Consider the following 24,467-nt stretch of genomic DNA (forward strand, 5'->3'; position numbering starts at 1 on the left):
TTGCCCGTTTTTCATACATATACAGAAAGGGTGTCGACTTTGGAAGTGAAAGTTTGGAACGACCCGTTCGCGTTTTCGGAACGCGTCATGTCGGAATTGTTGAAAAAAGAGGCCGAGAACAGCTTGATGATCGGCATCCTTGAAAATATTAAGCGAGACCTATACGACACCTACCATCAGTTGACGGTCGAGGACGATGGACAGCTCCTCGCCATCATGCAAGTCACACCGCCGCACCCGCTCAATTACGTCGTCGTCGACACGTCTCAGGCAACATCGATCCACGCGGCTGTCATCCCGGCTCTACTGCAGCTAGACATCCCGTTCACAGAAGTCGTCTCCGAAAAGACACATGCCGAGACGTTCGGTGCCATGTGGGGGAAACGGACGGATGAAGCAGCGTCGACGTTCATGTCGCAAGGGCTCTATCGATTAGACCGCGTCAACGACATCGTTCTGGCCGGCGGGTCGATGCGCCAGGCGACCAAGTCCGACCAGCCTCTTTTAGAGACGTGGTACCGTGCCTTTGAACAAGACTCGGGACTCGAACCATCACATGACGAAAGAATGGTCTCTGTCGTCACTTCAATGATTGATAACGATGACGCCTTCATCTGGGAAGTCGACGGCACACCCGTTTCGTGCGCAAAGCGCTCCCGCCCGACGTTGAATGGCATCACGGTGTCTTTCGTTTACACGGCTCCTACGAAACGCGGAAACGGATACGCTCGCAGTCTCGTCGCCGTGCTCAGTCGTCGATTGCTCGAAACGAAATCGTTCTGCACGCTCTACACCGATTTGACCAACCCGACGTCAAACAAGATTTATCAAGAAGTCGGCTACCGGCCGATCATGGAATCTTCGTGGATCCGGCTCGCTAGATGAATCATCCCGCCTCCCCTATACTAATAGATGGAGGCGATTTTTATGAGGAACTGGTGGAAGCAAATCCCGAAACGAGTCCGTTCGGTCGTGTCGACCGTCTTCGTCGGCTCGATCGTTGCCTACATGCTGATCGTCGGTGGCATGAGCGTCTTTGCCGACCCGAATCTCGACACGCTCTTGCTGAGCGTCATCGGGGCCGCCTTGCTGACGTTTATCGCTTATCGGGCAATAAAAAAGTGATCGACGCGTTCGTCGATCACTTTTTGTATACGTTTAGAAGAATGAAGCTGGGTTGACCGTGCTACCCGCGCTCGAAGACGAGTACGAGTAACCGCCACGGTGAATCTCGAAGTGCAAGTGCGAACCAGTCGAGTTACCTGTGCTACCCATGCCGCCGATGTTCTGACCTTGCGAGACACGTTGGCCAGCCGATACCGACACCGAGCTCAAGTGAGCGTAGACCGTCGTCCAAACTTGTCCGTTCAAGACGTGCGTGATGATGATGTGGTTCCCGTAGGCGCCGCCCCATCCTGCCGTCGTGACCGTACCTGTTTGCGCTGCATAGATCGGTGTGCCGACCGGTGCCGCGATATCAAGACCGTTGTGGAACGTATAACCGTTCACACCACTTGCAGGTCCAAAAGGTTGTGTGAGACGACCGCTAGCAGGACGTTGGAACATGCCGCCGCTTGCCGGTGCCGCCGCTACAGGTGTTGCCGCTGACGCGCTCGGCTTGCTTGACGAACCTTGTTGCTTTTGTTGTTTCGCTGCTGCTGCAGCTGCCGCCGCTTCCGCAGCCGCTTTACGTTTCGCTTCTTCAGCCGCACGACGTTGTGCTTCGATTTCTGCCTTGATTGAAGCTTCTTGTGCTTGGAGCGTTGATTCCATTTCTTTCAAACTCATCAATTTCGATTCGAACTTGATTTTTTCAGCGTTGAGCTTCTTGACTTTAGCCGCCCGCTCTTTCATTTTCTTGTCGAGCGCTGTTTTACGTGCTTCAAGTTCTTGCTTTTGTTTAACGAGAGCGTCGCGCTCGGCTTTCAATTCAGCCTGTGCTGTCGCAAGCTTTTCTTTCGTCGCTTGGTACTCTTCAAAAATTTGCTTGTCGTTCTCTTGAATCGTACCTGCTGTGATCATACGAGTAAGCAAGTCACCGAAGTCTTTTGATCCGAAGATGAACTCGGCCCAGTCGATCGACCCGCCGCCGTTCTTTTGCATCGTTGCCATGCGCTCTTTCATAAGTTCTTCTTGTGCTTTCATTTTTGCTTCATACTGCTTGATTTGTTTTTCAAGCGCGGCAATTTTTTCTTGCGTAGCACGAATCTCAGCTTTCTTTTGTGCGACGTCGTTGATGACGTCTTGGAGTTCAGCGTCTAGCTTGTTGATTTCTTGCTGCTCTTTGCTGATCGCTTGTTCGCGTGATTGGATCGAAGAGTTCGCTTTGCTCTGCTCAGTGCTATTCTTTTGTTGCTGCTGTTGGACCTTTTTTTGCTTGTCTGTAAGTGACGCTGCAAAACCAGGTGTCGTGCCGCTGATTAGAAGAGCGCCTAAAGTGACGGTTGCTGCAAGTTTCTTCAAGTTAATCAATGTGCTTACCTCCGCTGAGTCGTGTGAATTTCTATAGGATAATAGATGAATGAGTTCTGTATAGTTTTGCGAGAATCCGTCTCGCCCTGTGACTCATTATAGCAATCTAAACCTAAAGTTATTTTACACTTATATTTCATTCGCATTACATTGACCTGATTTAGGTTTTATCCTCGATAAAACGTGGGTATTTAACGGGCTCAATCCACAAATTGTCACAAAATATGAATTTAGTAAAAAAGAAAAACGCCTTATGAAAGCGCTTTTCAAATAATGACCTATACTATTTTTTATCTACCTGACCGATACATAACCTCTACGTTGGTGTTTGTTACGCTTTCTGACGAACAAATAATAGCCACCAAAGAGCAGGACGCCGCAACAAGCGCCGAAGCTGTCTAATACGACGTCTTGAATGAGCGGGGTGCGTTCCGGGGTCAGACTCTGATGAAACTCATCAAAGATGGCGACCGTGTTCGCGAGCGCCCAAGCGAACAACAACACGAGCCACGCGTTCAGTCTCGTCCGTGACACGGCTTTGACGAACAACGCACCTAAGACGAAGAAGACTGTGAAGTGTGCCGCTTTCCGAATGAGGAATTCGATCAAGCCGACGGTTCCTTTGTCTTCGAGCGAGACCGGGCTGCCGGCATAGTCGAAGTCGACGTTCGAGAGGGCTGGTTCGGCCCACGTCCAATCGAAGCGTTCGAGCGGCGAGACGATGCTTTGGTCAGAGTACGGCGTCGCACTCGAGACGAACAAGCCGATCAGGATCAATGCGATCCAAATAAATTCATTTTTCAATATGTACATAACACCTTTCCTCTCTACAACGATTCATTATACGGGTTCCGTTTGATTTCATTGTAACAGCGACCTCATCGTTTCGTGACAATTTGATTGCGGACAACCGCTTCAAAGTCGTTCGCAATCGAACGGCTTGCTATAATGAACATAAAAAGGGGGAATCAGATGATGATCTATCAGTACGAAGCAGCCGACATGAGCGGCAAGCTGCAGCCTTTATCCAAATACGAGGGGGACGTCCTCTTGATCGTCAACACGGCGAGCAAGTGCGGCTTCACACCTCAATTAGACGGCCTTGAAAAGCTATTTGAGCGCTATCAAGGTCAAGGTTTCCATATTCTTGGCTTCCCGTGCAACCAGTTCGGCAACCAAGACCCGGGCTCGAACGAAGAGATCAGCGAGTTCTGTCAATTGAACTACGGCGTGACGTTCCCGATGTTCTCGAAAGTCGACGTCAACGGCAAAGACGCCCACCCGCTCTTCCAATACTTATCGAAAGAAGCACCTGGCCTGCTCGGCTCGAAAGCGATCAAGTGGAACTTCACGAAGTTCCTCGTCGACCGGAAAGGCAACGTCATCGAACGGTTCTCACCGCAGACGACACCGGACGAGATCGAGCGAGCGGTGAAACGCCTGCTCTGACCTCTAAAAAGGATGGTCCGCCCCTCTAGGGTAGACCATCCTTTTATCGTGGTGTGATGAAGTTGATTGTATAGAATGGACTGTTGTCTTCATTATAAACGAGACCGACCGAGGCGTGCGTGAAGTCCCGCTTCAAGATGTTCTCGCGGTGACCGAGCGAGTTCATCAGTCCCCAGTGAGCGTGAAAGACGCTCATCTGTCCCATCGCCAAGTTCTCCCCGGCGAGCGAGTAGGCAAGTCCGGCCTCATTCATCCGTTCGAACGGGTCGCGTCCTTCGGGGTCGGTGTGGCTGAAGAAGTTGTTCACCGCCATGTTCTCACTATGCGCCCGGACGACCGGAAGCAGCGGCTCATAGTCAGCGAGTGCGGATAAACCAAACTTTTGACGGTCCCAGTTCATGAGCATGCGCATGAGCGTCTCGTTGGACACGATGCTCTCGGCCGAGACGTCTCCATAATAACCGTCGCTCGACTCCTCGACGCTCCGTTCAACGGAAAGAATGCCTTTCAGCTTGTCTTCGTCATGTTGGTCAAAGAACATCGTGACGTAATTGCCGTTCATCGCATAGACCGAGAACGAAGGATCGTCCGGGATCAAGTAACGTTTCAACCCTTTATCGTAAGACTTCACTTCGTCGAAGCCGATGTTCTCGACTTGTTGTCGTGTCGTCTGATCAAGGACGAGCCCTTCGAACGTGCTGCCCGACTCGAATTGGTATTGCCCTTTTTTGGCACCATCCTCGTCGACGAGCTCAAGCGTCCGGTCGCCATTTTTCTCGAGCAAATACCAGTCGTGGCCGGCATATTGGCTCGCGAACTTTGGAGCGTCGGTCGCGACGCGCTCTTCCACCACTTCCGTCGACTTCACCTGGACGCTCGTCGGCGCCGATACGTTCGGCACCTCATAGTTCCAAGCCGTATATAGACCAATCCCAATCAATAGAATAAACAGTTTACGAAACATATCGTCTCCTTTCGTGAGAACCTAGCCCTGTCGCTCACCGAATTCACGCAGACGCGATTTGATATCGATGAGCATCTCCATATAAGCGAAATAAGTCGCTTCGTCTATATTTAGCATACCACTCACTTTGACCGGCACGTCCTCGGCCTGCTCACGAAGTGCGCTACCCGATGCAGTGAGCGACACCAACACCCGGCGCTCATCATCGGTCGCCCGGATTTTCTCCACGTATCCGAGTTGGGTCAATCGTTTGATGAGCGGTGACAGCGTGCCCGAATCAAGCGTCAACCGTTCCCCGAGCTGTTTCAAATCGATGTGATCTTCTTCCCATAAAACGAGCATGACCAAATACTGGCTGTATGTGAGTTTGAGCGGCTCTAAGATCGGCCGATACAAACGTGTCAATTCTTTTGAGGCGGTGTAGAGCTGAAAGCAAATCTGATGCTCTAATGTTAACGAACTTTTCATATAAATTCCTCCGGCTAAAGTCTTAGGTCAAGCATATCACTTGAATATCTGTTTGACTGCCCTATAATTAAATTGTGCACAACTTAATTGTTAAAAACGAAACGGAGGAATTAAATTATGAAACCATTATTCACAGCTTCAGCAACAGCTCTTGGTGGCCGCGAAGGTCGCGTCACATCTACGGACGGCGTCATCGACTTGAGCGTCGCAATGCCAGGATCGAAACAAGCAGAAGAGTCGACGAACCCTGAGCAATTGTTCGCAGCCGGATACGCAGCTTGCTTCGGCAGCGCGTTGAACCTCGTCATCGGTAAAGAGCGCGTCAAGACAGATGGCACGAGCGTCACTGGCCACGTCACACTCAACCAGAACGACGAAGGTTTCTTCATCTCGGTCGAGCTCGAAGTCGAAATCAAAGGTGTCGACCAAGCAACTGCTGAGCGTCTCGTCGAAGCAGCGCACCAAGTGTGCCCGTATTCGAAAGCGACACGCGGCAACGTCGACGTCAAATTGACGACAAACGTCGCCTAATCCCCTGCCCGCTCAAATATGAGTGGGCTTTTTTTTGCGCCCACACCTATTAACAGAGTAGAATGAAAAGACAAACATCCGACCGAGGAGGCGACACAATGCTAAAAGGAAAACGAAAGTACATCACGTTCGGCATCGTGGTCGTCTTTCTGTTCGCCGCCCTTTACAACGGGCTGACGATTAGAGAGTACGAGCTGACGACCGATAAGCTCGAAACTGGTCAATCGTTACGCGTCATCCTCCTCTCGGATTTGCACGGCTATTCGTATGGTGAGGACCAAAAAAATCTGATTGAAAAAGTTCGTGAGCAGCAACCTGATTTGATCGCGCTTCCCGGTGATTTGCTCGATCGATACCGCTCGCCAGACGCCGCTTTCGAACTGATCGAAGGGCTACAAGGAATCGCCCCGATGTATTTCGTCACCGGCAACCATGAAATTGATGAATCAAGTGATTTCGTCCGGCACGACGTCAAAGACGTGTTTCGTTCGTTTGGTGTGATCGTGCTCGAGAATGAAGCTGAGACCGTGACCGTCAACGGAGTCGAGCTCATCATCGGCGGCGTCGAGGACCCGCTTCGCACGTACGCCGAAAACATATACGGGAACTGGGAGCAAGACGTCTTGACCGCACTTGACGACGTCGAAACGGACGACACGTTCAGCCTGCTCTTGTCCCACCGGGCGGAACAAGTCGAGACGTACGCCGAGCTTCCGTTCGACCTCGTCTTGTCGGGCCACGCCCATGGCGGCCAGGTCCGTATCCCTTATCTGTTGAACGGGCTTTACGCGCCTGACCAAGGCTTCTTCCCAAAATATGCGGGCGGCCTGTATGAACACGATTCGTTCACCCATATCATCGGCCGCGGCTTCAACTACACAGTCAGCGTACCGCGTATCTTCAATCCACCCGAGATCGTCGTCATCGACATCGCGGGCACTGGGACTCCTTTGTGAGTCCTTTTTTCTATTCCCGTTCGCGGGTAGATTCATGCTCGCACCATACGGGTACAGTAACCATGTCGTCGTTCACCTGTCTTTCAAAAAAGGAGGTAACCAACGTATGCGTGCTGTTACTTATCAAGGGACGAAAAACATCGAAGTGAAAGATGTGTCGGACCCGGAAATCGAGAACCGAGAAGAAATCATTGTCAAGATCACGTCGACGGCCATCTGTGGGTCTGACCTTCACATTTACCAAGGCAACATGCCGGCCCGGCACGGGTTTATCATCGGACACGAACCGATGGGTATCGTCGAAGACATCGGACCAGACGTGACGAAAGTGAAAAAAGGCGATCGCGTCGTCTTACCGTTCAACGTCTCTTGCGGCCATTGCTTCTATTGTGAGAATGAAATGGAGAGCCAGTGTGACAACTCGAACCACGCCCCGCACACAGATGCGGGCGGACTGTTCGGTTACACTGAACAGTTCGGGAACCACCCGGGTGGTCAGGCCGAATATTTGAAAGTACCGTATGGTAACTTCATGCCGCTCGTCATCCCAGAGTCGTGCGAGCTCGAGGATGAGGCACTGTTGTTCCTCTCCGACGTCATCCCGACCGCATGGTGGAGCTTGGACAACGCTGGGATGAAGGCCGGTGACACGGTCGTCGTTCTCGGGTCGGGCCCTGTCGGCTTGATGACACAAAAACTCGCCTGGGTGCGCGGCGCAAAACGCGTCATCGCTGTCGACCCGGAAATCTATCGATTGAACCGAGCCAAACTCTCAAACAACGTCGAAACCGTTTTGTTGAAAGACCCGGTCGAGACCGGCAAATACATCCGGGAAATCACGGGTGGCGGCGCCGATATCGTCGTCGACTGTGTCGGCATCGACGGGAAGAAAACCCCGATCGAGAAAGTCGAGCAAAAGCTGATGATCCAAGGCGGAACGCTCAGCGCCATCAAAGTCGCCAAAGAAGCTGTCCGCAAGTTCGGTACGGTCCAATTGACCGGTGTCTACCCGATGAACTATAACCAGTTTCCGATGGGTGACTTCTTCACGCGCAACGTCACGCTTAAGACTGGTCAAGCTCCGGTCATCCACTACATGCCTGAGCTGTTCCAGATGATCGTCGACAAGAAGTTCGACCCGACCGACATCATCACCCACCGCCTGCCGCTCGAACAAGCCGCTGACGCCTACAAGATGTTTAACGACCACCTCGACGACTGCGTCAAAGTCGTGCTGAAACCATAACAAAAGCGGTCCCCGACTCTTGTCAGGGACCGCTCGTGCGTTTACCAGATCGTTCGTTCCTCGCAGTGTGCCGTCTCTCGTTCGATTTGAACAGTCGAACGGCCGAACGACCCGAACTGCTTCATCCGTTCCGTCACGTCGTGCAGCACGCGTTGATCGTCTGTCGCTTCATCGATCAACACGTGGCACGTGACGGCGTATTCCTCAGACGTGATCGACCAGACGTGGAGGTCATGCACTTCTTTGACGCCTTCGACGGTCGCAAGGTCACGCTGCATCGCCACGACGTCAACTTTGTCAGGCGCCCCTTCCGTCAAAATATGGACGGCGTCCCGAGTCACGCGGTACCCGCTCACCAAGATGAGGAGTGCGACGAACATACTGGCGATCGGATCAGCGAGCGTCCACCCGAACATTAGAATGAGTAGCGCCGCCGTGATGGCCCCGACCGATCCGAGCAAGTCTCCGAACACGTGCAGGAGCGCGCTCCGGACGTTCAAGTTGTCCCGCTCGCCACGCATCAAGATCCACGCCGCGAGCACGTTGACGAGCAACCCGATGACGGCGATGGCGAGCATGCCGCCGCTTAAAATCTCTGGTGGCGCGAACAAGCGCTTGTACGCCTCGATGATGATATAACCTGAGATGACAAGGAGCGTCAATCCGTTGACGAACGCCGCCAAAATCTCAAAGCGGCGGTACCCGAACGTCTGGTTCGGTGTCGCCTTCCGGGCGCCGAACCGGACCGCCAAGAAACTGAGCCCGAGCGCTGCCGCGTCGCCGAGCATGTGCCCCGCGTCCGATAAGAGCGCGAGGCTGTTCGTCCACAGACCGCCGATGACTTCGACGACCATGAACGTGACGATTAACAGAAATGCTAGGAATAATGCTCGTTGATTCGTTGTGTGGTGGTGGCCTTCGTGGCCATGATCATGTTGTTCCATGCGTCATCGCTCCTCTCTCCCTTCATTATATCCCTTTTCTCCCCATCATTCAAACGTTCGTTTGAATGAATTCAAAAAAAGAAGCGCCGACAGGATGCACCCTCTCGACGCCAGCATTTACTTTTGTTCAATTCGGACCCGCATGACCCCGTTATACGGGAACAGCTTCAATTGAAGCGTCTCCCCGTCATACCAACTGCCCGCGCTTTGGGCGCTCGCCGCCTCAAGTTCAGGCGTCACGGCCGTCTGACGGTCCCAATCGATCGCTTTCACTCGTTGGTCACGCACCATTAAAAAGAAGCCATTGTAGAAGTGGTACTCGTTCACTTGGTCGCGCTGGACGGACGCCGGTGCCCCGAGTGTCGACCGGACCGTCGCCACGTCCTGTCCGAGCCAGTCCAAGGCAGACGCTGAAGCCGTCGGCACGACCGTTTGCCACGCCTGTTCCACTTCATCGTCCGAGACGCTAGTCGCTTCCTCGGTCACGCGCTCTTCCGTCACCCATCCGGTCGTCCGGTCGTTCAACTGAAGTTTGACGAATCCACTGACGGCTTCGAGCCGTTCGAACCGGTCTCCAAGATCCGCCTCATATAGAACGGTCACACGATCATCAGCATACACTTTCGTGTACGGCGTCGCGATGTAGACGACGTCCTCACTCGGCTCTTCTTCAGTCGCTTCCTCTTCAGGTTCCGCCTCTGTCCCGCTATCGACTTCTTCCGTCGAGATGTTGTCCGACTCAGGCAGTGCCGTCTGCTTTTGCGAATCGATGTACGCCGCGAACGCGATGACACCGATCAATGAAGCGATCAACAAGACCGCCGTCGCTAACCGTAACAACCGTTTTCGTTTCCTTGACGCGGCCCGTGATGACCGAACTTCTTTCTTCATTATTCTCCACTCCTACTCGTTTCGTCTCATCTGTTCCGATTCGTCAAACGGCTTCACGTTTCCTGCCTCGTCAACAAATTTTTGTTCGTCATTCGTCAGCGCCTCGAGCGTCTGAATCGTCGCTTCGACGTCGATGGGGGGCGTGTCTTGTCCGGCTTCTAAAATTCGCACCGTCTCGCCGAGCTCGATCATCCGGTCCGTCAGCTGATGAAACGTCCGGTCGTGCGAGATGAGGATGAGACCGCCCCGGTAGATCGATAAGGCCGCCTCGATTTGTTCGCGTGTCGCGACGTCTAAATAGTTCGTCGGTTCATCAAGCGCGAGCATGTCTGCGTCTGAGAAATAAAGGATGAGGAATGCGATCCGACACTTCTCGCCCATGCTCGCCTCACGCATCGGTTTATAGACGTCGTCACGACGGAACAAGAAATGGGCCAGGAGCGTCCGCGCTTCCGTCTCCGGAATGTCGCTCGCGGATAATAGTGCGTCGAGCAGCGTCCCATCCTCGGGCAACCGTTCGAGCGTCTGTGAGAAGTAGCCGATTTTCAGTTTCGGATGGCGATGCACAGCACCCTCGTTTGGCTCAAGCTGCCCTAAAAGCAGCTTCAACAGCGTCGTCTTGCCGCTCCCGTTCGGTCCGACGATCGACAGACGGTCGCCCCGATTGAACGTGAACGAAAGATGCTCGAACAACGGCTCGTCATACCCGAACACGACGTTCTCGACCGTGATCCACGTCTTCGCCTCAAGCGGTTCCGCTTGGAAGCGGACCGAAACGCGAGCCGCGTCTTTCGGTTTGTCGGGACGCCCTTGTTCGAGCTGGTCGAGTTTTCGTTGCCTTGCTTTCATCTTGACGGCAAGATTCGCCGCTCCTTTCTGGGCACCAGGACTGCGGACGCTCGCCGTCGCTTTCGCCTTCAAGTGCCAGCCTTTGTACTGGGCGATCATATCGAGCAGTTCCGACTTGCGCGCCACATAGCGCGCGTGGGCCCGCTCGTCACGCACCCGTTCCTCGGCTTTTTGCTGCTTATAGGCGCTATAGTTGCCCGGATAGCGGACGACCTCGCCGTCACTCAGTTCAAGGATGACCGTTGCGACGTCATCGATGAACTGGCGGTCGTGGGAGATGGCGAGCACCGTGCCCGGAAACTCACGCACCCAGCGCGTCAGCCAGTCGATCGAGTCGACGTCGAGATGATTCGTCGGCTCGTCGAGCAAGACGACGTCGACGTGACGCATCATGAGCCGGGCCAATTGTGCCCGCGTCTGTTCGCCGCCGCTCAAGTCAGAAAGCCGTCTTAATCCCATTCCATCCATGCCGATTCGTTTCAACGCTTGGTTCGCCTCGGCCTCGAGTCCGAAAGCGTCACACGCCATCGCCTCGTCATACACCGCGAGCACGCGCTCCGTGTCGCCTGATGTGACTTCTTCGTACAAACGGAACCGTTCGCTGTCACCTTTCATGACGTACGCGAGCGTCGTCCCATCCCCAACGGACACGGTCTGTTCGACGACACCGACTTTTCCGGCTACTTCGATTCGACCGGCCTGAGGGCTCAGTTTACCGACGAGCAATTTGAACAACGTCGTCTTCCCTGACCCGTTTTGGCCGAACAAGACGGCCCGTTCGCCTGTTGACACGTCGAACGAGACGCTGTCAAATAGCGGTTGCTGGTCGTAGTCGAACCGGACTTGATGTACAGATAACATAGTTGTCTCACCTCGCTTGTTTGTCCGATACGCGATGAAACAAAAAACACCATTCGCTAGAAAGCGATGGTGTGAAGATCTCCGGTCAAGCGGAAAAAAAGGGTCACCCCGCAGCTTGAGATTGGACACACTTCACCCGTGACTGTTCAGACGAACAGTGATGATTCGTTTCATCAGTTGAGTGAGTGTGACTTTTTCATAGCACGCGGTACCTTCCTTTCCTAATCTACTGCCACCTTACCAAAATGTAAGCGGATTCGCAACCGGCAAACCCACAATCTCCCATCGTTTCTACGCCTATGGGCGGATGCATGTCTTAGTCGTCAGCGTTAAGATGAAACTATCCTATATAACGAGGTGACTCACATGAAATTACGCAACTTACTCGTCCCGAGCGCTGTCTTGGCAAGCGTCGGCACGTTCTTTTATACACGACTGAAACAGCGGTTACCGCGTCCTGACTTTAAAGAGGCGCCGATCAAACCGGACTTGTCCATTTTCGACGAGACGAGCGTGAGCGCCACGTGGATCGGCCACTCGACCGTGCTCATCCATTGGTACGGCCTCAAAATTTTGACCGACCCGGTATTCTCAAAACGGATCGGTGTCCACGTCGGTCCCGTCACGTTCGGCATGAAACGGCATACCGCCCCTGCCCTCTCGATCGAAGAGATCGGTCACGTCGACGTCATCTTGCTCAGCCACGCCCATATGGACCACTTCGACCATAAAAGTTTGAAGCGGCTCATCACCCGTGACACGGTCGTCATCTCGGCACCGGGGACGAGCAAACTGTTGCGTCACTATCCGAGCCTACAGACTCTCGAGATGCATCCGCACGACAAGTTGACACTCGCGAACGGACTCAACGTCCAAGCGATCCCGGTCGCGCATTGGGGCAACCGCTTCCCGTGGGACAAACATATGGGCTATAACGGCTACGTCTTGAAATATAAAGGCGTCCGTATGCTGTTCGCCGGCGACACGGCGTACACCGAAGCGTTCAACGGGCTCGCGAACAAAGAACCGATCGACCTCGCCTTCTTCCCGATCGGTGCGTATCAACCGGACTCGTTCCAGGAAGCGCACTGCACCCCGGAGCAAGCGTGGACGATGTTCAAACAGAGCGGAGCGAAACGGTTCTTCCCGATGCACTGGGACACGTTCGTCTTATCATACGAGCCGGTCGAGGAGCCGTATGACCGCCTCGTCGCCGCGGCCAAACTCGAACGCGATCAAATCGTGATTAAGGCGCACGGAGAAAGCATTCGGCTGTAGGTTTCGCTTTCACTTTGTCGTGATTTTCGGTAACGTTAGATGTGAGAGGGAGGGAATCAAATTATGGAATGGACAACACTCAATAATGATGTGAAACTGCCGATGCTCGGGCTCGGCGTGTACAAAGTTGAAGACGGGACGGTCACGGTCGACACGGTCAAGGCGGCACTCGACGCCGGCTACCGGTTGATCGACACGGCCGCCATCTATCAGAACGAAGAGAGCGTCGGGCAGGCGATCCGTGAGTCGAGCGTCCCGCGCGAAGACATCTTCGTGACGACGAAGCTGTGGAACGAGTTTCACGGCTACGACGAGGCGCTCCAGGCGTTTCAAGACAGCCTCGACCGACTCGGTCTCGATTATGTCGACTTGTTCTTGATCCATTGGCCGATGCCGCGCTTCGGTAAGTTCGTCGAGACGTACAAAGCGCTCGAGCAATTGTATGAGGAAGGCAAAGTACGGGCCATCGGCGTCTCGAACTTCGAGATTCAACACCTCGAACAGATCATCCAATCGTGTGCGATCGTACCGGCGGTGAATCAAGTTGAGATCCACCCATACTTGTCCCAAAAAGAATTGATCGCGTACTGCAAGCGCTACGACATCCAGATCCAAGCGTGGAGTCCGCTCATGAAAGGTCGTGAGGCGCTCGAGGATGCGACGATCGTCGACATCGCGAGCAAGTACGGCAAGTCCCCGGCCCAAGTCATCTTGCGCTGGCATCTTCAAAACGGTGTCGCCGTCATCCCGAAATCGGTCACACCGAGTCGGATTCGTGAAAACATACAGGTATTCGACTTCACGTTGACGAAAGAAGACATGGCAGCGATCGACGGACTCAACCGGAACGAGCGGACCGGGTCCGACCCGGTCGAGATGCACAAAATCCACTACTGAGGAGAGACTGTACATGTTCAAAAAACTAGCTTCTGATTTGACAGGCTTTAGCGATATCGGTGAAGTCATCGACCCGAAAGACTTCGACAAGGCCGATGCCGACGATTACGTCTTACATGAGGACAACGAGAAGATTTACTTCTTGATCAAGTCGAAATCGGATGAGTACTGCTTCACGAACCTCGCGATGATCCATCTCGACGGCGCGAGCGCCATCAGTTCGAAGCGCGTCTTGTATCGTTATCCGTACGCGCAACATCCGCTCCAACACGTCATGTTCGAGACGGCCGGCACGGTCGACTTAGACGTTGAGATCAAGTTCACAATCGGCGATAAGCCATACTCGATCGACGTAAACAAAAAGCAAATCGAGCACGTCAAAGACTTGTACAAATCACTCCTCGCCATCGCCGATAAACAGCGTGAAGGCCGGAAAATGCTCGAGTTCGCCAACGCGTCGCTCACGCATTCCGTGTCAGTTCTGAGCGGCCTCCGTCAAGGGGACATGAACGTCGCGACGACGTTCAAAGACTTGTCGCAACAATCGTTCGACTGGCTCCAAGGCCACTATCACGAATGGAACCGGAAAGATTTCGGTGACGTGTTCGAGAAGTACATCAATAATTAACTTGGTGGTGACGTATGGACTACATGTGGTTGTTGATTGCGTTTTTCTTGTTCATGCTCGTGATTTTGACTGTATTCATCAGTAGTGTGCTCAACGCCTTGCTCAGGAACCTCCACCCGTTAGTTCATATCACCGTCATTTTGTTTTTGTCGTTCACGTATGAGCGTCTAATGTTAGATTATAATCTCTTATGGACGCTTTTCATTCTTGTGACCATCAGTTATTTAGCACCACTTCTCGTCGTTAAAATGTACAACAAAGGTGAGCGCTTCGAACGCGAACATCTAAAATGACAAAATGTCCCCTAGACTACAAACGGAGTCTAGGGGACATTTTTATTTACTTTCGTCAATCAAACGTTCGGCGAGCCGTTGGTACAAGTGGCTCATATGCACGGCCGAGGCAATGGCGAGCGACTGTTGGATTTCACTCGCTTCAGTCGCTTTCACGTTCGCGAGCAGCGTCTCGGCTTGCGTCTCGAACGCCTGCAAGTTTTGTTCTTTCTGAGCTTGATAGGCGTCATAAAAGTCTTCGAGCGAGAACGCTTCGTCCGATTCATTCAGCGGCCGGAGCGTCTCTTTGATGTCGTTGATCGACAACAGCCCTTTCATCTCGTAAATCAGGCTTAGTAGCATCAAATGCTCGTTCGTGTACTTCTTGTTTTTGACGGGATGGAACAACTTGCCTTTGGCGTAGTTGTTGATCATCGTCTTCGTCAAGATCGTCTCGTCTTCATTACGTTTCATCTTGCCGTAATGTTGCTCGAATAGTTGGATGACTTGGTCCATGTATAAGTCGATCGTCGGCAATACCGCTTTCGGGAGCGTGCCTTCCGTCCGTACAATCTCGTTCGGTTTCATCGAATCACCTCACTTTCAGTATACGGACAATCGTCGTTTGTCGAAACAAAAACCTTGTTCTTCTTGCCCATACCGCTTATCATGTAGTTATGGATACTACATGACGTCATAAGGAGTGTTTTTGCATGAATTCGATTTTTCGGGAACCTATTAACGCGCTGACCCATCTCGCCGGAGCGGTACTCGCCTTCATCGCCTTGATCGCGATGACGGTGAAAGCGTCACTGCTCGGCTCACCGCTCGCCATCATGGCGGCGATTTTGTTCGGAATCAGTCTCGTCTTTCTTTACCTGTCGTCTGGCTTGTACCACAGCATCATCGCTTCGCCGAAAGTCATCGCGTTCTTCCGACGAATCGATCATGCGATGATTTACGCCTTGATCGCCGGGACATACGCCCCGCTCACACTGCTCGCGCTCGAAAGCCCGATGCGCTGGGTGCTGTTCGGTATCGTCCACGTCCTCGCCTTGTTCGGCATCATCTTCAAACTTGTCTGGTTCCACGCCCCACGCTTCTTGTCGACTGCTCTCTACATCGGTATGGGCTGGCTGTCGGTCTTCTTCATCGGACCGCTCCATAGCGTGATCGGCAACGGCGGCATCTTTTGGCTCTTGCTCGGAGGCTTCATGTACACGGTCGGCGGTCTCATCTACGGCTTCAAGCCGAAGTTCGTCAACTGGCGCGGTTGGGGCTTCCACGAGGTGTTCCACTTGTTCATCTTGTTCGGCAGCTTTGCCCACTTCGTCTGCGTGTTCTGGTACGTCTTTTAAGTCCTCCTCGTGAGGGCTTTTTTTGTGAGCACATTCATTTACTTCAATTTCAAGACATCCTACACTGACTGTAGGAGGGATTCACTATGAAAATTGAAGTTTGGTCAGATTACGTCTGTCCGTTCTGTTATATCGGTAAGCGCCGTCTAGAAGAAGCACTCGAACAGTTCCCACACGCGGACAAGGTCGAAGTGGAGTTTAAGAGCTTCGAACTCGACCCGAACGCCCCGACGACCGATTCACGTTCGATTTATGAAGTGCTCGCGAAGAAATACAGCATGCCGCTCGAGCAGGCGAAAACAACGACGGCCCAAGTCGCCGCTCAAGCTCAATCGGTCGGACTCGACTATGACTTTGACAACATGGTCGTCACCGGCACGCTCGACTCGCACCGGTTGACGCACTATGCGAAGACGGTCGGTAAAGAGAAGGAACTGTCGGAAGCGCTCCTCAAAGCGTACTTCATCGAGGCGAAACATATCGGCGACCACGACGTCCTCGTCGAGATCGCGACAAGCGTCGGGCTCGATGCTGACGCCGTGAAAGACGTGCTCGCTTCAGACGTATACACGGAAGAGGTTCGTGCTGAAGAAAGACGCGCGAGCGATCTCGGCATCACCGGTGTCCCGTTCTTCGTCTTTGACGGGAAGTACGGCGTCTCCGGCGCCCAGCCGACCGAGGCGTTCACGCAAGTACTTGAGAAGACGTGGGCCGAATCGGCACCGACGCTTCAAGTGCTCTCGGGTGGCGCGACGTGCACGGACGATAACTGCGATATTTGACTTCAAAAGAACGACAGAGAAGCATTCGTCTGAATACGGACGAATGCTTTTTTAGGTTTAATCTAAGTTTGCAAATCCTTTAGCATGGCCTCGAATGAAACTGCTTCAGAATGTTCTTGATGTGCACTCATTGATTCATGATAAAGCACTATGTCTAATTCATCTTCTATTCGTTCTAGGACAGCTTCCCGAACAAGCATAGAGAGGGTAAGATTTTTTGTTTTCGCATACTCTCTAATGAGAAGTTCGTCTTCCTTATTGAGTCGCACAGATATCGTTCCCATACAATCACCCTCCTTTACACACATTGTATTACGAAATCATAGTGTTTATATAATCAGTTCGCATGAATCAATGAATGGGAGAAGAAGTCGAATCTCGGCTTCTTTTTTGTGGCTTAATGAATCATTCTCGAGCATAATTATTATTAACTGATAAGAATCGAGGACTTAACATATGTGGAAAAATCGGAACGTCTGGATCATCTTGACCGGGGAGTTCGTCGCCGGTCTCGGGCTTTGGCTCGGCATCATCGGCAACTTGGAGTTCATGCAGGAGAAAGTCCCGTCCGACTTCGTCAAGGCGCTCATCCTCGCCGGGGGGCTGCTCGCTGGCGTCGCCATCGGACCGCTCGCCGGTCGTCTCACCGATCAGGGCTCGAAAAAGAAAATCATGCTCATCTCGAGCATCGTCCGGGCGCTCAGCGTCCTCTTCATGTTCGTCGCCATCGAGACGGGAAGCGTCCTGTGGATGGTCGTCTTCCTCGTCTTCTTGCAAGGGTCGGCCGCGTTTTACTTCCCAGCGCTCCAAGCAGCGATCCCGCTCATCGTCAAGGAACGCGAGCTGCTCGCCTTGAACGGGGTCCATATGAACGTCTCCACGCTGTCCCGGGTCATCGGAACGGCCATCGCCGGGATTCTGCTCACGCTCATCTCACTGCGGGACGTCTATGCGCTCTCGCTCGTCGCCTACTTGTTGCTCGCTGTCGCGACGTGGTTCTTGAACATCGACGAGACGACGACACCGTCCGCCCGAAAAGTCGATACAAAGTCGTCAGGCGGATTCAAGGACGTCTTCCCGATCATCAAGTCGATCCCGGTCATCTTCATGACGCTCGTCATGACGCTCATCCCGCTCCTCTTCATCGGCGGGTTCAACCTGCTCGTCATCAACATTAGCGAGCTGCAAGATTCGACCGCGATCAAAGGCTGGATTTATACGGCGGAAGGGATCGCCTTCATGGTCGGCGCGTTCGTCATCAAACGGATCGGTGAGAAGTTCTCCGTATTCTCAATCTTGTTCACGTTCTCGTTTTTGATCGGGATCGCTCAGCTCATGCTGTACTTCGCCGACATCCCAGTCGTCTCGATCGCAGCGTTCGTCTTGTTCGGCTTCTCGGTCGGTTGTTTCTTCCCGACCGCGGTGACGATTTTCCAGACGCGGATGCCGAAAGACTATCACGGACGCTTCTTCTCGTTCCGGAACATGCTCGACCGCATCGTCTTTCAAGTCGTTCTGCTCGTCACCGGCTTCTTCCTCGACTTGATCGGTCTGCAGCTCATGGTCGTCTTGTTCGGGGTAAGTTCAATCGCGATGACCGCTTCCTTCCTCGTCTATACGCGGAAACACAAGCTTTATATCGAAACGGACGAGACCGAACGGATCTCGTCCTAACAAAACAAGCGCTGACCGAATTCGGTCAGCGCTTGTTCATGTCCTCGATGTCACGCCACCACGTGTTTGTGTCGTTGCGTCCGTCGAGCGTGATCCGTTCCCCGATCATCGGAGTAAGTACGTGTTCTTGCGGCAACAACTGCGTCATCTGTTCGGCCGGGTCGTACCAGGCGTGGAACGATAGCGTGAACGCGCCCCAATGGATCGGCAACATCTTATCGGCCCGCACGTCGCGGAACGCCTGAGCCGTCTCTCGTGGCTGCATGTGCACATCCGGCCAACGCTCATCGTATTGCCCGCATTCGAGTGCCGCGAAATCGAACGGTCCGTACTCGTCCCCAATATCTTTAAAGTGAGGACCGTAACCGCCGTCGCCGCTAAAGAACAAGCGGTCCGTCTCACCGATGACGACCCATGACGCCCAAAGCGTCGCATTGCGGTCGGTGAGCGATCGACCCGAGAAGTGACGGGCCGGCGCACAGACGAACGTCCACGTCCCGAACTGATACGTATCGCCCCAATCGCGTTCGACGATGCGTTCGGCCCCGACGCCCCAACGTTTCAAATGGCTGCCGACGCCGAGCGGGACGATGAACATGGCGACTTTGTCTTTGATCGCTTGAATCGTCGCATAGTCCAAATGGTCGTAATGGTCATGCGTCAGCAAGACGACGTCGATTGACGGCAAATCGTCGAGCTCGAACGGCAAGTCCTCGCTGAACCGTTCATTCTTCGCGAACGGGAGCGGTGACGGACTCCGGCCGAACATCGGATCGACGAGCATCGTCTTGCCGTCCATTTGAACGAGCATCGCTGAATGGCCGAGCCAATAGATGCGGGTGAAGCTCGAGCCAAGTGTCTCGGTGAAGTCGATCGGGACGACCGGCAACCGCACGCTCGGCTTCCGGAGCGAGTCCGGATGCAAAAATTCTTTCGACATCGAGATCATATCATCGCTTGAAAACCGCATCGGTGTCTCAAGCTGATTGCGGAACTTGCCGTTGACAAGATTCGGCGACTGGAGCGCTTTTGGCTTGCGTCCGAGTGGCTTATATTGTGTGAGTGCTGTACCCGTCACAGCAGCCAAACCCATCAATGAAACGAGTAGTGTTTTTTTCAAAAATATCCTCTCCTCTATTGCTTATTATACGGCAACATGCCGGATTCCCCTGTTTTTGAATACGCAAAAAAGGACGACATCGCGTCGCCCTCAAGATTTCTGTAAAATTTTAATATCGTTGACGATATCCTCGATCGGTACGTCTTGGAACCCTTGGTACGCCTTGACGATTTTTCCGTCTTGATCGACGAGATAGAACCAAGTCGCGTGATCGACTTGCGTGCCTTCGTCGGGCTTGCGGACGAGCGCCTTGAAGTTCTGTTGCGCGAACGCCTCGATCTCGTCTTGCGAATAGCCGGTCAAGAACTGCCAGTCGGCTTGCGCCAAGTCATACCCGGACATGAACTGTTTAATCTTATCCGGTGTGTCGACGGTCGGGTCGACGCTGAACGACACGAACTGGACGTCCTCGACGCCTTCTTCGATGAGCGCTTCATTCAGCTTCGTCATGTTGTACGTCATCGGTGGGCAAACCGTCTCACAGTTCGTGAACACGAAGTCGGCCATCCACACTTTCCCTTTCAAGTCGTCGAGACTGACCATCTCCTCGTCCTGGTTCATATAGTCGAACGATTCAATCTCCCAGTTGAGCGGGTCTTCGATCTCATTGCCGCAAGCGGCGAGCACAGTGAGTAAACTCATAAGCCCGATCAGCATCCATTTTTTCAAACGTTCCATCCCCTTACTTGTCCGTTTTTATGTTGAGCAATAATAGCGTGATGAGTGTGAACGCCGTGAGCGCGAGGAACGGGATCGTCACGAAGCCGAACCAGTTGATGTACTGCACGTTACACGGCACGCCTTCGACACACGGTTTGATGTCGGCAAAACCGGGTACTTTTTGCACGAGATAATGGTAAAGTGAAATCATACCGCCGCCGATTGCTAGCGGCAATACATATTTCTTCACTTGACGATCGTTCGTGAATACAGCCATACCGAGCACGAAGACGAGTGGATACATGAAGATACGTTGGATCCAGCACAGTTCGCACGGGACGAACTCGCGAATCTCACTGAAGTATAAACTGCCGAGCGTCGCCGTAAGCGCGACGAGCCAAGCGAGATACAAGCCGTAGCGGCTCAAGAACGACTGCTTCATGGTGCCCCTTGTTCAATCAATCGTTCGATCGCCTCATAGTCGAACGGGTCTTCTAGCATGACGCCGTTGATCATGATCGACGGCGTGAACTGGACCCCGTATTCTTTGACGAATCCGTCATCTAGACTCACCTGTTCAAGCACGCTCGAGTTTTCACTCAAGTCGTCTTCAAACTTCGCCATGTCGACCGACGTCGTCTCGCCTGCGATCTGCTTCAATCGCTCGACCGTGACCCACGCCTCGTCGTGCTGCTGGCTCGCCGGTTGCGCGTCATAGAGTGCCTTATGGAAGTCCCAGAACGCATCCGGGTCTTGCTTATAGACCGATTCTGAAGCGAGTGACGCCAAAATCGACTCTTGTCCGTGGAACAAGACGTTGATATAGCTGAAGCTCGCGTCACCCGTATCGATATAGTCCGCCTTTAGCTGCGGATAGATCGTCTCGCCCCATTGTTTACAAGACGGACATTTGTAGTCCCCGAACTCGACGACCGAGACCGGTGCGTCCGCTTCCCCGAGCGTCGGTTGCCCGTCTGTCGGCACGTGCTCGCTCGTAGCCGGCGCCGCCGTCTCTGCCTGCTCGGCCGGTCGGTTCAAGAGAACGACCACGACCGCGATGAGTGCGACCGCGATGAGCGTCCCGACGACCAATGCTTGATTTTGTTTCATTCGTCTCACCTCTATTTTTATCGATTCGTCTTTCATTATAGCGAAAGCGCTATCCGATTCCACGAAATCGACTTGTTTATTACCGACTTTGCTTCAAGTCGTCCATATTTTGACGATGAATAAAGTGAATGTTTATTGTAGGAGGAACTATTTATGAAATCGTTCTCGATGCGCCTCGGGTTAATCTTGGCACTCAGCATTGCCAGTCTCGTCTTTATTCTAACACTCGCCTTAACGTATACGATCAGCGAGCGATCGGCCGCGTCGCTTGAACAAGAGATCGGGGAACGTCTGTCGACGACATCGCACCAGCTCGTCGATAAGCTCGACTTTTATATGTGGTCGCGCTATCAGGAAGTCCAATTGCTCCAAGGACTCGACGCCTTGAACGAACCGCGCGAAAGCCGGGCCCTTCTCGATGAGGTCCAAACGAACATCCCTGCTTTCTCGTGGATGGGGGTGACCGATGCATCGGGGACTGTCACCGCCTCGACGGACGGGATTTTAGAAGGGATGTCGATCGCCGAACGTCCGGTCTTCTCGGAAGCGCAACAACAACCGTTCATCGGGGACGTCCACGAGGCCGTTCTCCTCGCTGAAAAACTCCCGAATCCGAGTGGAGAACCTCTCCAATTCGTCGACATCAGCGTCCCAATCGTGCGCGACGGTGAATTTAAAGGCGTCTTGGCGACCCACCTGAGCTGGGAATGGGGAGAAGAAGTGCTCCAGCACTTTAACCGCACGTTGCACCATCAGTCGGACTATACCGACATGTTCGTCGTCAGTGGACGTGACAACACCGTGCTGCTCGGTCCCGATCATCTCGTCGGAACAACGCTCCCGACGACGCTCGAAGACGGTTGGCACGTCGAGACGTGGGCAGATGGAACGTCATACTTGACCGGTGTCGCTATCGGAGAAGGGTACGGCGACTACGCCGGTCTCGGCTGGAGTGTCGTCGTCCGGCAACCGGTCGACGTGGCGTTCGCCCCCGTCACGTCGCTGCAAAACAACATCTTATGGATCGGTCTCGTCGCCTCGATCGTGACCGCCCTGCTCGGTTGGCTGCTCGCCTTGTTCGTGACGCGGCCACTGCAAAAAATCACTGAGACGGCGACGCTCATGAAGCAAGGAAAAGCGAAGACGTTCCCGCATCAATCCGGCATCCATGAGATCGAGTCGCTCGCGTTCGCCCTTGAGTCACTCGTCACGTCGCTGACCAATTCAGAGACCGAACGGGTCCGCTTCGAATCACTCGCTAACCACGATGTATTGACCGGTCTTGCCAACCGGACGGCGCTCCGTCAGTACTTGAATGACGCACAACTGACAACGAACGACTATATCTGCTTCTATATCGACCTTGACGGCTTTAAAGCAGTCAACGATACGTACGGGCACGCGTCAGGCGACGAAGTGCTAGTCGAGATCGCCGACCGGCTGAAGCAACTGCCTCTCGAAGGGCTATACCCGGTCCGATTGAGCGGAGATGAGTTCTTCCTTCTGTTCGAACGAAACAACCGAAGTGACCGCGACGTCCAGCAGATCGGGGAAGATGCCATCGCCGCGTTGTCCGCACCCGTATCGTTTGACGGCGGGACGGCTACTGTCGGTGTGAGTATCGGCGCTGCGCTCTGGCATTCAAACACGCCGCCGCATCTCACCATCGAACGGGCCGACCAGGCGCTCTACCGCTCGAAAGCGAGCGGCAAGAACCAGATCACGCTCGATGAGACGCTGCTTGCATAAGAAAGGTCCATGTCACTTGCGACATGGACCTTTTTTTTACGCTTCGAACAACAACTGTTCTGGATCTTCAATCATATCTTTAATGTGTTTGAGGAACGTCACGGCCTCACGACCGTCGACGATGCGGTGGTCGTATGAGAGCGCCACGTACATCATCGGACGGTTCTCAATCGTCTCGGCGTCGATTGCGATCGGACGAAGTTGGATCGTGTGCATTCCGAGGATAGCGACTTGCGGTCCGTTCAAGATCGGTGTCGATAAGAGTGAACCGAACACGCCGCCGTTCGTGATCGTGAACGTGCCGCCAGTCAGGTCGCTAAGCCCGAGCTTATTGTTGCGCGCCTTGTCGGCAAGATGGATGATATCCTTCTCGATCTCGCCAAAGTTTTTACGGTCCGCTTCCCGGACGACCGGGACGACGAGTCCGTCCGGTGCCGATACGGCGATGCCGATGTCGTAATATTTCTTCAAGACGATCTCGTTGCCTTGAATCTCAGCGTTCAAATACGGCATCCGTTTTAGAGCCGCGACGGCCGCTTTCGTGAAGAACGACATGAAGCCGAGTTTGACGTCGTTATCTTTAATGAACTTCTCTTGGCGACGTTTCCGGAGCGCCATGACCGCCGTCATGTCGATCTCGTTGAACGTCGTGAGCATCGCCGCCGTCTGTTGGACTTCGACGAGACGGCTCGCGATCGTTTGACGACGACGCGTCATCTTGATGCGCTCTTCGTCTTTGCCGCTCGCGACCGGTTGTGGTGCCGCAGCCGGTGCTTTCGGTGCTTCTGGCTTTGGAGTCGGTGTTGCGTTGTGGTTCGACACGTCATGGACGTTGATGCGGCCGATCGGGTCGTTCGTCTGAACGGCCGAGAGGTCGATCCCGCGCTCACGAGCGAGCTTGCGTGCCGCCGGTGTAGCGATCGGGCCTTTACCTGGGCTTGCTACGTGCTCTTCACGACGCTCGACTTTTTTCGCTTCGCCGACTTTTTCTGTTTTCGTCTCGGCTGGAGCCGGAGCAGCTTCTGTCGCTGCTTCCGTCTTCGTCTTCGTCGCGACGGCCGTGCCGCCGGCTGAACCTGAACTTAAGCGGGCGATGACTTGACCGACTTGGACCGTGTCGCCTTCCCCGGCGAGTTGTTCTTCTAACGTTCCCGACTCATCGGACGGCACTTCGATGTTGACTTTGTCTGTCTCGAGCTCGACGATGGCCTCCCCTTTTTCAACATGGTCGCCTGGCTGCTTGAGCCAAGACGCGACCGTTCCTTCCGTAATGGACTCTGCTAATTCCGGTACTTTAATTTCGATCAC

28 protein-coding genes are annotated in these 24,467 nt (G+C 53.6%); 14 read left to right on the forward strand and 14 right to left on the reverse strand.

Annotated features, from left to right (window positions below; translation table 11 throughout):
- The first annotated feature begins 45 nt into the window (after window positions 1–45).
- Complete coding sequence (locus tag EVJ23_RS07430) at window positions 46–885, forward strand: GNAT family N-acetyltransferase (protein ID WP_236633729.1); 840 nt, start codon at window positions 46–48, stop codon at window positions 883–885.
- A 42-nt stretch (window positions 886–927) separates the two neighbouring features.
- Window positions 928–1,125 (forward strand): hypothetical protein, encoded by a 198-nt coding sequence (locus EVJ23_RS07435; RefSeq protein WP_233589617.1) that lies wholly within the window; start codon window positions 928–930, stop codon window positions 1,123–1,125.
- 33 nt (window positions 1,126–1,158) lie between these two features.
- On the opposite strand, the gene EVJ23_RS07440 is transcribed toward EVJ23_RS07435, so the two are convergent.
- Together EVJ23_RS07440 and EVJ23_RS07445 are read right to left on the reverse strand one after the other, a co-directional pair.
- Complete coding sequence (locus EVJ23_RS07440; protein WP_070327771.1) at window positions 1,159–2,472, reverse strand: murein hydrolase activator EnvC family protein; 1,314 nt, start codon at window positions 2,470–2,472, stop codon at window positions 1,159–1,161.
- Between the two features lie 294 nt (window positions 2,473–2,766).
- Window positions 2,767–3,285: a VanZ family protein gene (locus tag EVJ23_RS07445; RefSeq protein WP_131465557.1), complete on the reverse strand. Its 519-nt coding sequence runs from the start codon at window positions 3,283–3,285 to the stop codon at window positions 2,767–2,769.
- A 159-nt stretch (window positions 3,286–3,444) separates the two neighbouring features.
- On the opposite strand from EVJ23_RS07445, the gene EVJ23_RS07450 reads away from it, so the two are divergent.
- Window positions 3,445–3,921: a glutathione peroxidase gene (locus tag EVJ23_RS07450; RefSeq protein ID WP_070327773.1), complete on the forward strand. Its 477-nt coding sequence runs from the start codon at window positions 3,445–3,447 to the stop codon at window positions 3,919–3,921.
- Window positions 3,922–3,964: 43 nt separating this feature from the next.
- On the opposite strand, the gene EVJ23_RS07455 is transcribed toward EVJ23_RS07450, so the two are convergent.
- Both EVJ23_RS07455 and EVJ23_RS07460 read right to left on the reverse strand, forming a co-directional pair.
- Window positions 3,965–4,885, reverse strand: coding sequence for a CAP domain-containing protein (locus tag EVJ23_RS07455; RefSeq protein ID WP_131441042.1), 921 nt, complete (start codon window positions 4,883–4,885; stop codon window positions 3,965–3,967).
- Window positions 4,886–4,906: 21 nt separating this feature from the next.
- A complete protein-coding gene (locus EVJ23_RS07460) occupies window positions 4,907–5,353 on the reverse strand; it encodes a MarR family winged helix-turn-helix transcriptional regulator (protein ID WP_070327775.1) in 447 nt (148 codons plus the stop codon).
- 117 nt (window positions 5,354–5,470) lie between these two features.
- Between EVJ23_RS07460 and EVJ23_RS07465 the strand changes: the two genes are divergently transcribed.
- The 3 genes from EVJ23_RS07465 to EVJ23_RS07475 all read left to right on the forward strand — a co-directional run bounded on the left by EVJ23_RS07465 (window position 5,471) and on the right by EVJ23_RS07475 (window position 8,086).
- Window positions 5,471–5,884 carry an organic hydroperoxide resistance protein gene (locus tag EVJ23_RS07465; protein WP_083273990.1) on the forward strand — a complete coding sequence of 138 codons (414 nt, stop codon included), beginning with the start codon at window positions 5,471–5,473 and terminating at the stop codon, window positions 5,882–5,884.
- A 98-nt stretch (window positions 5,885–5,982) separates the two neighbouring features.
- On the forward strand, window positions 5,983–6,840 hold the full coding sequence (locus EVJ23_RS07470; RefSeq protein WP_131465559.1) for a metallophosphoesterase: 858 nt from the start codon (window positions 5,983–5,985) through the stop codon (window positions 6,838–6,840).
- A gap of 106 nt (window positions 6,841–6,946) precedes the next feature.
- On the forward strand, window positions 6,947–8,086 hold the full coding sequence (locus EVJ23_RS07475) for a zinc-dependent alcohol dehydrogenase (protein WP_070327777.1): 1,140 nt from the start codon (window positions 6,947–6,949) through the stop codon (window positions 8,084–8,086).
- Window positions 8,087–8,127: 41 nt separating this feature from the next.
- On the opposite strand, the gene EVJ23_RS07480 is transcribed toward EVJ23_RS07475, so the two are convergent.
- The 3 genes from EVJ23_RS07480 to abc-f form a co-directional block, all read right to left on the reverse strand.
- On the reverse strand, window positions 8,128–9,030 hold the full coding sequence (locus EVJ23_RS07480; RefSeq protein WP_131465561.1) for a cation diffusion facilitator family transporter: 903 nt from the start codon (window positions 9,028–9,030) through the stop codon (window positions 8,128–8,130).
- Window positions 9,031–9,147: 117 nt separating this feature from the next.
- A complete protein-coding gene (locus tag EVJ23_RS07485) occupies window positions 9,148–9,921 on the reverse strand; it encodes a hypothetical protein (protein WP_131465563.1) in 774 nt (257 codons plus the stop codon).
- 12 nt (window positions 9,922–9,933) lie between these two features.
- Window positions 9,934–11,631, reverse strand: a complete 1,698-nt coding sequence (gene abc-f / locus EVJ23_RS07490) for a ribosomal protection-like ABC-F family protein (RefSeq protein ID WP_131465565.1) — start codon at window positions 11,629–11,631, stop codon at window positions 9,934–9,936.
- A 366-nt stretch (window positions 11,632–11,997) separates the two neighbouring features.
- On the opposite strand from abc-f, the gene EVJ23_RS07495 reads away from it, so the two are divergent.
- The 4 genes from EVJ23_RS07495 to EVJ23_RS07510 all read left to right on the forward strand — a co-directional run bounded on the left by EVJ23_RS07495 (window position 11,998) and on the right by EVJ23_RS07510 (window position 14,727).
- Window positions 11,998–12,909, forward strand: a complete 912-nt coding sequence (locus EVJ23_RS07495; protein ID WP_131465567.1) for an MBL fold metallo-hydrolase — start codon at window positions 11,998–12,000, stop codon at window positions 12,907–12,909.
- Window positions 12,910–12,972: 63 nt separating this feature from the next.
- Window positions 12,973–13,806, forward strand: coding sequence for an aldo/keto reductase (locus EVJ23_RS07500; RefSeq protein ID WP_131457518.1), 834 nt, complete (start codon window positions 12,973–12,975; stop codon window positions 13,804–13,806).
- Between the two features lie 13 nt (window positions 13,807–13,819).
- Entirely contained in the window at window positions 13,820–14,434 is a 615-nt protein-coding gene (locus EVJ23_RS07505; protein ID WP_131457520.1) for a PH domain-containing protein, read from the forward strand.
- 14 nt (window positions 14,435–14,448) lie between these two features.
- Window positions 14,449–14,727: a hypothetical protein gene (locus EVJ23_RS07510; protein WP_131457522.1), complete on the forward strand. Its 279-nt coding sequence runs from the start codon at window positions 14,449–14,451 to the stop codon at window positions 14,725–14,727.
- Between the two features lie 42 nt (window positions 14,728–14,769).
- Here EVJ23_RS07510 and EVJ23_RS07515 read toward each other — a convergent pair whose 3' ends face one another.
- A complete protein-coding gene (locus tag EVJ23_RS07515; RefSeq protein WP_131465569.1) occupies window positions 14,770–15,294 on the reverse strand; it encodes a DUF1836 domain-containing protein in 525 nt (174 codons plus the stop codon).
- 125 nt (window positions 15,295–15,419) lie between these two features.
- Here EVJ23_RS07515 and trhA point away from each other — a divergent pair, with 125 nt between their 5' ends.
- On the forward strand, window positions 15,420–16,064 hold the full coding sequence (trhA, locus tag EVJ23_RS07520) for a PAQR family membrane homeostasis protein TrhA (RefSeq protein WP_070327786.1): 645 nt from the start codon (window positions 15,420–15,422) through the stop codon (window positions 16,062–16,064).
- Window positions 16,065–16,150: 86 nt separating this feature from the next.
- On the forward strand, window positions 16,151–16,846 hold the full coding sequence (locus tag EVJ23_RS07525) for a DsbA family oxidoreductase (RefSeq protein ID WP_131465571.1): 696 nt from the start codon (window positions 16,151–16,153) through the stop codon (window positions 16,844–16,846).
- A gap of 62 nt (window positions 16,847–16,908) precedes the next feature.
- Here the strand turns inward: EVJ23_RS07525 and relB are convergent, their stop codons facing one another.
- Window positions 16,909–17,130 (reverse strand): type II toxin-antitoxin system RelB family antitoxin, encoded by a 222-nt coding sequence (gene relB, locus EVJ23_RS07530; RefSeq protein ID WP_131465573.1) that lies wholly within the window; start codon window positions 17,128–17,130, stop codon window positions 16,909–16,911.
- 172 nt (window positions 17,131–17,302) lie between these two features.
- Between relB and EVJ23_RS07535 the strand changes: the two genes are divergently transcribed.
- Window positions 17,303–18,520, forward strand: a complete 1,218-nt coding sequence (locus EVJ23_RS07535; protein ID WP_131465575.1) for an MFS transporter — start codon at window positions 17,303–17,305, stop codon at window positions 18,518–18,520.
- Window positions 18,521–18,545: 25 nt separating this feature from the next.
- On the opposite strand, the gene EVJ23_RS07540 is transcribed toward EVJ23_RS07535, so the two are convergent.
- From EVJ23_RS07540 to EVJ23_RS07555, 4 genes are all read right to left on the reverse strand, one after another.
- Complete coding sequence (locus EVJ23_RS07540) at window positions 18,546–19,640, reverse strand: MBL fold metallo-hydrolase (protein WP_236633728.1); 1,095 nt, start codon at window positions 19,638–19,640, stop codon at window positions 18,546–18,548.
- Between the two features lie 90 nt (window positions 19,641–19,730).
- A complete protein-coding gene (locus tag EVJ23_RS07545; protein ID WP_131465577.1) occupies window positions 19,731–20,318 on the reverse strand; it encodes an SCO family protein in 588 nt (195 codons plus the stop codon).
- Between the two features lie 4 nt (window positions 20,319–20,322).
- On the reverse strand, window positions 20,323–20,742 hold the full coding sequence (locus tag EVJ23_RS07550) for a disulfide oxidoreductase (protein ID WP_070327791.1): 420 nt from the start codon (window positions 20,740–20,742) through the stop codon (window positions 20,323–20,325).
- Window positions 20,739–21,410, reverse strand: a complete 672-nt coding sequence (locus EVJ23_RS07555) for a DsbA family protein (RefSeq protein ID WP_131465579.1) — start codon at window positions 21,408–21,410, stop codon at window positions 20,739–20,741. The genes EVJ23_RS07550 and EVJ23_RS07555 overlap by 4 nt, the downstream gene beginning before the upstream one ends.
- A 153-nt stretch (window positions 21,411–21,563) precedes the next feature.
- Here EVJ23_RS07555 and EVJ23_RS07560 point away from each other — a divergent pair, with 153 nt between their 5' ends.
- Window positions 21,564–23,159, forward strand: a complete 1,596-nt coding sequence (locus tag EVJ23_RS07560) for a diguanylate cyclase domain-containing protein (protein WP_131465581.1) — start codon at window positions 21,564–21,566, stop codon at window positions 23,157–23,159.
- A gap of 36 nt (window positions 23,160–23,195) precedes the next feature.
- On the opposite strand, the gene odhB is transcribed toward EVJ23_RS07560, so the two are convergent.
- Window positions 23,196–24,467 (reverse strand): 2-oxoglutarate dehydrogenase complex dihydrolipoyllysine-residue succinyltransferase, encoded by a 1,272-nt coding sequence (odhB, locus tag EVJ23_RS07565; RefSeq protein WP_131465583.1) that lies wholly within the window; start codon window positions 24,465–24,467, stop codon window positions 23,196–23,198.

This window comes from Exiguobacterium sp. SH1S1, from assembly GCF_004337245.1.
Taxonomy (GTDB): domain Bacteria; phylum Bacillota; class Bacilli; order Exiguobacteriales; family Exiguobacteriaceae; genus Exiguobacterium; species Exiguobacterium aurantiacum_A.